Origin of the sequence: Bifidobacterium aesculapii (genome assembly GCF_001417815.1) — a bacterium.
GTDB classification, from domain to species: domain Bacteria; phylum Actinomycetota; class Actinomycetes; order Actinomycetales; family Bifidobacteriaceae; genus Bifidobacterium; species Bifidobacterium aesculapii.
In genome coordinates this window covers 1-5,958 of record NZ_BCFK01000063.1, presented here as the reverse complement: position 1 = coordinate 5,958, position 5,958 = coordinate 1, and the positions used below count along the sequence as shown (strand labels likewise).

The window sequence follows — 5,958 nt, the reverse complement described above, 5'->3', positions numbered from 1 at the left end:
GCCTACTCCGAGTCCGTGCACACCTTCGCCAACACGATCTCCACCACCGAGGGCGGCACGCACGAGGAGGGCTTCCGCGCGGCGCTCACCTCGCTGGTGAACCGCTACGCGCGCGAGAAGAACATCCTCAAGGACAAGGACGAGAACCTCTCCGGCGACGACGTGCGCGAAGGCCTGACCGCCGTGGTGTCCGTCAAGCTCACCACCCCGCAGTTCGAAGGCCAGACGAAGACCAAGCTCGGCAACTCCGAGGCGAAGACCTTCGTGCAGCGTGTGATGACCGACAAGCTCGGCGACTGGTTCGACGCGCACCCGGGCGAGGCGAAGAACATCATCCAGAAGGCCATCGAGGCCTCCCGCGCCCGTCTGGCCGCGAAGAAGGCGCGCGAGAACACGCGCCGCAAGTCCATCTTCGAATCGGCCGGCATGCCGGACAAGCTCAAGGACTGCCAGTCCAGCAATCCGGAGGAATGCGAGCTGTTCATCGTGGAGGGCGACTCCGCAGGCGGCTCCGCCATCCAGGGGCGCAACCCGATCACGCAGGCCATCCTGCCGCTGCGAGGCAAGATCCTCAACACCGAGCGCGCCAGCCTCGACCGCATGATGAAGTCCGACACCATCGAATCGCTGATCACCGCGGTCGGCGGCGGCTACGGCGAGGACTTCGACCTATCGAAGGTGCGCTACCACAAGGTCATCATCATGGCCGATGCCGATGTCGACGGCGCGCACATCGCCACGTTGAACCTGACGCTGTTCTTCCGCTACATGCGGCCGATGATCACCGCCGGGTACGTGTACGTGGCCATGCCGCCGCTGTACCGCCTCAAATGGACCAAGGGGCCGCACGACTTCGTGTACACCGACTCCGAGCGCGACCGCGTGCTTGCCGAAGGCCGCGCCAAGGGCCGCCAGCTGCCGAAGGGCGAAGGCATCCAGCGCTACAAGGGTCTGGGCGAGATGAGCTACCAGGAGCTGTGGGAGACCACCATGGACCCGGAGCACCGCGTCCTGAAGCAGGTGCAGATCGAGGACGCGGCCGCGGCCGACGAGACGTTCTCGATGCTCATGGGCGACGAGGTCGAGCCGCGCCGCCTGTTCATCCAGCGCAACGCGCGCAACGCCGCCTGGATCGACGCGTGACCCCCTCCGTGATTGTCTGAACGAGAACAAGGAACGTAAGAAGTGGCAGACGAAACCAGCAACACCAATGACACCAATGGCGACGGCCAGATCAACGACCAGCCGACCGGCGACGGCTCGATGGAGCCGCTGAGCCCGCAGGAGGCCGACAACACCGACTACGGTCTGATGACCGGCGAACGCATCCAGCGCAAGGACCTGCAGGCCGAGATGCGCGAATCGTACCTCGCGTACGCGATGAGCGTCATCGTCGACCGCGCCCTGCCGGACGTGCGCGACGGCCTCAAGCCCGTGCACCGCCGCGTCATCTACGCGATGTACGACGGCGGCTACCGCCCCGACCGCGGCTACAACAAGTGCTCGCGCGTCGTCGGCGACGTGATGGGCAAGTACCACCCGCACGGCGACTCCGCGATCTACGACACCCTCGTGCGCATGGCGCAGTCGTGGTCCATGCGCTACATGCTCGTCGACGGACAGGGCAACTTCGGCTCCCCCGGCGACGACCCGGCCGCCGCCATGCGTTACACCGAGTGCCGCATGGCGCCGCTGTCGATGGAGATGGTGCGCGACATCGACAAGGAGACCGTCGACTTCGTGCCCAACTACGACGGCAAGACGCAGGAGCCGACCGTGCTGCCGTCGCGCTTCCCGAACCTGCTGTGCAACGGCTCGTCCGGCATCGCCGTCGGCATGGCGACGAACATCCCGCCGCACAACATGCGCGAGGTGGCCGACGGCGTGCACTGGGCGCTCGACCACCCGGACGCGAGCCGCGAGGAGCTGCTCGAGGCGCTCATCGCCCGCATCAAGGGACCGGACTTCCCCACCGGCGCGACGATCCTCGGCCACAAGGGCATCGAGCAGGCGTACCGCACCGGCCGCGGCCTGATCACGATGCGCGCCGTCGTGAACACCGAGGAGATCAAGGGGCGCATGTGCCTCGTCGTCACCGAGCTGCCCTACCAGGTCAACCCGGACCGTCTCGTCGTCTCCATCCGCGAGGCCGTGCGCGACGGCAAGATCCAGGGCATCGCCGACATGCGCGACGAGACGTCCGGCCGTACCGGCCAGCGTCTCGTGCTCGTGCTCAAGCGCGACGCCGTACCGAAGGTCGTGCTCAACAACCTGTACAAGCACTCCCAGCTGCAGCAGACGTTCGGCGCGAACATGCTTGCACTTGTTGACGGCGTGCCGCGCACGCTCTCCCTCGACGCGTTCGTGCGCCACTGGGTCGCCCACCAGCTCGACGTCATCGCCCGCCGCACCGCGTACCTGAAGCGCGAGGCGGAGGAACGCGACCACATCCTGCAGGGCTACCTGCGCGCGCTCGACATGATCGACGAGGTCGTGGCGCTGATCCGCCGCTCCCCCGACGCCGACGCCGCACGCACCGGCCTCATGGAGCTGCTCGACGTGGACCAGGTGCAGGCCGACGCGATCCTCGCGATGCAGCTGCGCCGTCTCGCCGCGCTCGAACGGCAGAAGATCCTCGACGAGCACAACGAGCTCATGCGCCGCATCGCCGACTACGCGGACATCCTCGCCAAGCCGGAACGCCAGCGCGCGATCGTCGGCGACGAGCTCGACGAGATCGTCGCCAAGTACGGCGACGACCGCCGCACGCGCATCCTGCCGTTCTCCGGCGACATGACCGAAGAGGACCTCATCCCCGAGGAGAACGTCGTCGTGACCGTCACGCACTCCGGATTCGTCAAACGCACCAAGGCCGACGAGTACCGCGCGCAGCACCGCGGCGGCAAAGGCATCAAGGGCGCCAAACTGCGCGAGGACGACGTGGTGGACCACTTCTTCCTCACTTCGACGCACAACTGGCTGCTGTTCTTCACGAACAAGGGCCGCGTGTACCGCCTCAAGGCGTACGAGCTGCCCGAAGGCTCGCGCGACTCCAAGGGCCAGCATGTGGCGAACCTGCTGCAGTTCGGCCCCGACGAGACCATCCAGGCCGTGCTGTCGATCCCGAACTACGAGGTCGCCAAGTACCTCGTGCTCGCCACGCGCAGCGGCAAGGTGAAGAAGACCGCGCTGGCCGAATACGATTCGCCGCGTCAGGGCGGGCTCATCGCCGTGCGCCTCATGGCCGACGAGAACGGCGAGGCGGCCGACGAGCTCATCGGTGCCGCGCTGTGCAACGCCGAGGACGACATCATCCTCGTCTCCCGCCACGGCATGAGCCTCAAGTTCGCCGCCGACGACGGCCAGCTGCGCCCGATGGGCCGCCAGACCGCCGGCGTGCAGGGCATGAAGTTCCGCGACGGCGACGAGCTGCTCGCCATGGACGTGGTGCCCTCCGAGACCGACAAGGACCTGCTCGTCGTCACGAACGAGGGCTTCGCCAAGCGCACCGCGATCGGCGAATACCGTCTGCAGGGGCGCAACGGCTTCGGCATCAAGGCGCTGCAGCTCGCCGAGGGCCGCGGCTCGCTGGTGGGCGCGGTCGTCGTCTCCGAGGACGACCAGGTGCTCGCCATCATGAAGTCCGGCAAGGTGATCCGCTCCGCCGTGGCCGAGGTCAAGCGCACCGGCCGCAACACGCAGGGCGTGACGCTCGCCAAGCCCGACAAGGGCGACGAGATCATCTCCATCGCGCGCAACGAGGAGACCGACGAGGATGAGCCGGCGGGCGCGGAGACTTCCGCGGAGGCCGCCGCCGGGGTCTCCGCGGATGGCGTCGCGGAGGTCTCTGCGGACGGCGGCGCGGAGACTGTGAACAACGGGCCGCAGGGCGAGTAGTCGTCTGCGAAGATTGCTACTCTCAGCTAGAGATTCAGCGAATCGTGAAGGAGCAACATGAGCGACAACCAAGAAGAGCTGCGCGAGGAGCGTGTGCCTGAAGTGAATCTGCCCGGCAGGCATGACGGCGCAGAGCCCGCGGCCGACGGCGCGCAGCCGCGCGTGGCCCGTTCCGTGTCCAACAAGCCGCTGATCGACGAATCCCAGGCCCGTGAGCACGCCGAATCCCGTGCGAAGGCCTCCGGCGGCATCAAGGTCCGTCCGGCCGTGCGCCGCGGCACTCCGCGCGCCCGCCGCATGAACCTGTCGCTGACGCGCTTCAACGTGTGGAGCGTGGCAAAGGTGTCGTTCATGATGTCCATCGCCGGGGCGCTCATCCAGATCGTCGCCGCGGCGCTCACCTGGCTGCTGCTCAGCGCGGTCGGCGTGTTCGACCAGATCACGCAGATCGTCGCCTCCACCGGTCTCAACGCCGACGGCTTCAACCTCGCGCAGGTCTTCTCCCTGCCCACCGTACTGTCCGCCGTGACGATCTTCTCGATCGTCGAGATCGTCCTGTTCACGTTGCTCGCCGTGATCATCGCCGCGATCTACAACGTGGTCAGCTCGCTCGTCGGCGGCGTCCACATCACCCTCGGCGACGACTGATCGGCTCGCTTCGGTTCGTGGTGATGCGCGGCGGATATGTCCGTGCGCATCAGGACGCGATTCATTCATGATGAAAGGCCCGCTTCGGCGGGCCTTCGTCGTATGGGTGGTGTTTTTGGAGCTGTCTAGTTCGAGCGGATAGTTGACGTATGTCTCGGGGGATGGTTGACGGTTTGTGCGGAGCGATATTGCTCCACATGTCATAATCCGGCACTTGTGTGGAGCGCCTGTGCTCCACATGTTGATTCCAGGAGGGTGTTTGCGGCCTGTGTGGAGCGATATTGCTCCACACTCGCGCCTGTAGTCCCATATGCGTCCTGTGTGGAGCGGCTGCTCTCCACACTTCCGCTCCTCCGTGCTTGTTGCGCATTGTGTGGAGCGGTATTGCTCCACACAACCTTCAGCAAATGTCCTGTGGGTCTTGTGTGGTGCATCTCCGCTCCACATGTCATAATCCGGCACTTGTGTGGAGCGCCTGTGCTCCACACGTTGATTCCAGACGGGTATTCGTGGCCTGTGTGGAGCGGTATTGCTCCACACGCGCGGTTGTGTCCTCGTATGCGTCATGTGTGGAGCGGCCGCTCTCCGCACTTTCGTTCCTCCGTGCCCGTTGCGTATTGTGTGGAGCGGTATTGCTCCACACAACCTTCAGCAAATGTCCTGTGGGTCTTGTGTGGTGCATTCCCGCTCCACATGTCATAATCCGGCACTTGTGTGGAGCGCCTGTGCTCCACATGTTGGGTTCAGGCGGGTGTTTGCGGCCTGTGTGGAGCGATAGCACTGAGAGAAAGCGGGTGAGACGAATCCCCTTCCCGGCATTGGGGGATTGGTTTCAAGTGGCCGGGCTTGGCTCTCGGCTCCCTCAACTGCGGGGAACCGGTGTCATCGGGTTGGGTGCGGGGAAATGTCCTCCCTCAACCGCGCAGGGGGCGGTTGAGGGGTTGAGGGAGGAACGGGGGCCGCCCTCAACGCCGAAACCGGCCGGATCCTGGTTGAGGGCGGAATCCCCGCCAAGCATGGGTAACGTGTAATCGTTGGAAAATGGCGGTTTTGGCGATGCGTAGCAGAATGCGCCTCGTCGGCCCTGTGGGCCGGGTTCCTCCCTCAACCCGGAAAGTCAGCCCGCCGAAGTTGAGGGAGGAACAATCCCCGTCCACCAGCAGAGCCCAATTGTTGTGGGTTGCCGTGGGAACGTACGTCGAAGAACATGCCGCGTGCGTCGTGACGGGAACGTGCGATGGGCGTGCGGGATGATGTGTGCGGAATGCGCGTTGTTACGAAACGCGCATCGATGTTCGGGAATGTGGTGCGTTGCGCGTATGCATGTGCTATTCTGTGTGTTGTGACCGGTTACATGCGGTGTTGCATCCGTCCGCCGGTCGGCAATGTCGTCAACCGAATAAACCAATAATT

General features: G+C 65.2%; 3 protein-coding genes. All 3 read left to right on the top strand.

Annotated elements, in window-relative coordinates; translation table 11 throughout:
* A partial coding sequence (locus tag BFAL_RS08420; protein ID WP_236691719.1) for a toprim domain-containing protein occupies window positions 1-1,143 on the top strand: 1,143 nt, incomplete at its 5' end.
* 42 nt (window positions 1,144-1,185) lie between these two features.
* Window positions 1,186-3,897 carry a DNA gyrase subunit A gene (gyrA, locus tag BFAL_RS08415; protein ID WP_055427954.1) on the top strand — a complete coding sequence of 904 codons (2,712 nt, stop codon included), beginning with the start codon at window positions 1,186-1,188 and terminating at the stop codon, window positions 3,895-3,897.
* 57 nt (window positions 3,898-3,954) lie between these two features.
* Window positions 3,955-4,545, top strand: coding sequence for a DUF3566 domain-containing protein (locus tag BFAL_RS08410; protein WP_055427953.1), 591 nt, complete (start codon window positions 3,955-3,957; stop codon window positions 4,543-4,545).
* The last annotated feature ends 1,413 nt before the right edge of the window (window positions 4,546-5,958 follow it).

Coding starts and splice junctions, on each gene's coding strand:
- BFAL_RS08410 (WP_055427953.1), top strand. CDS start 3,955: ATGAGCGACAACCAAGAAGAGCTGCGCGAGGAGCGTGTGCCTGAAGTG.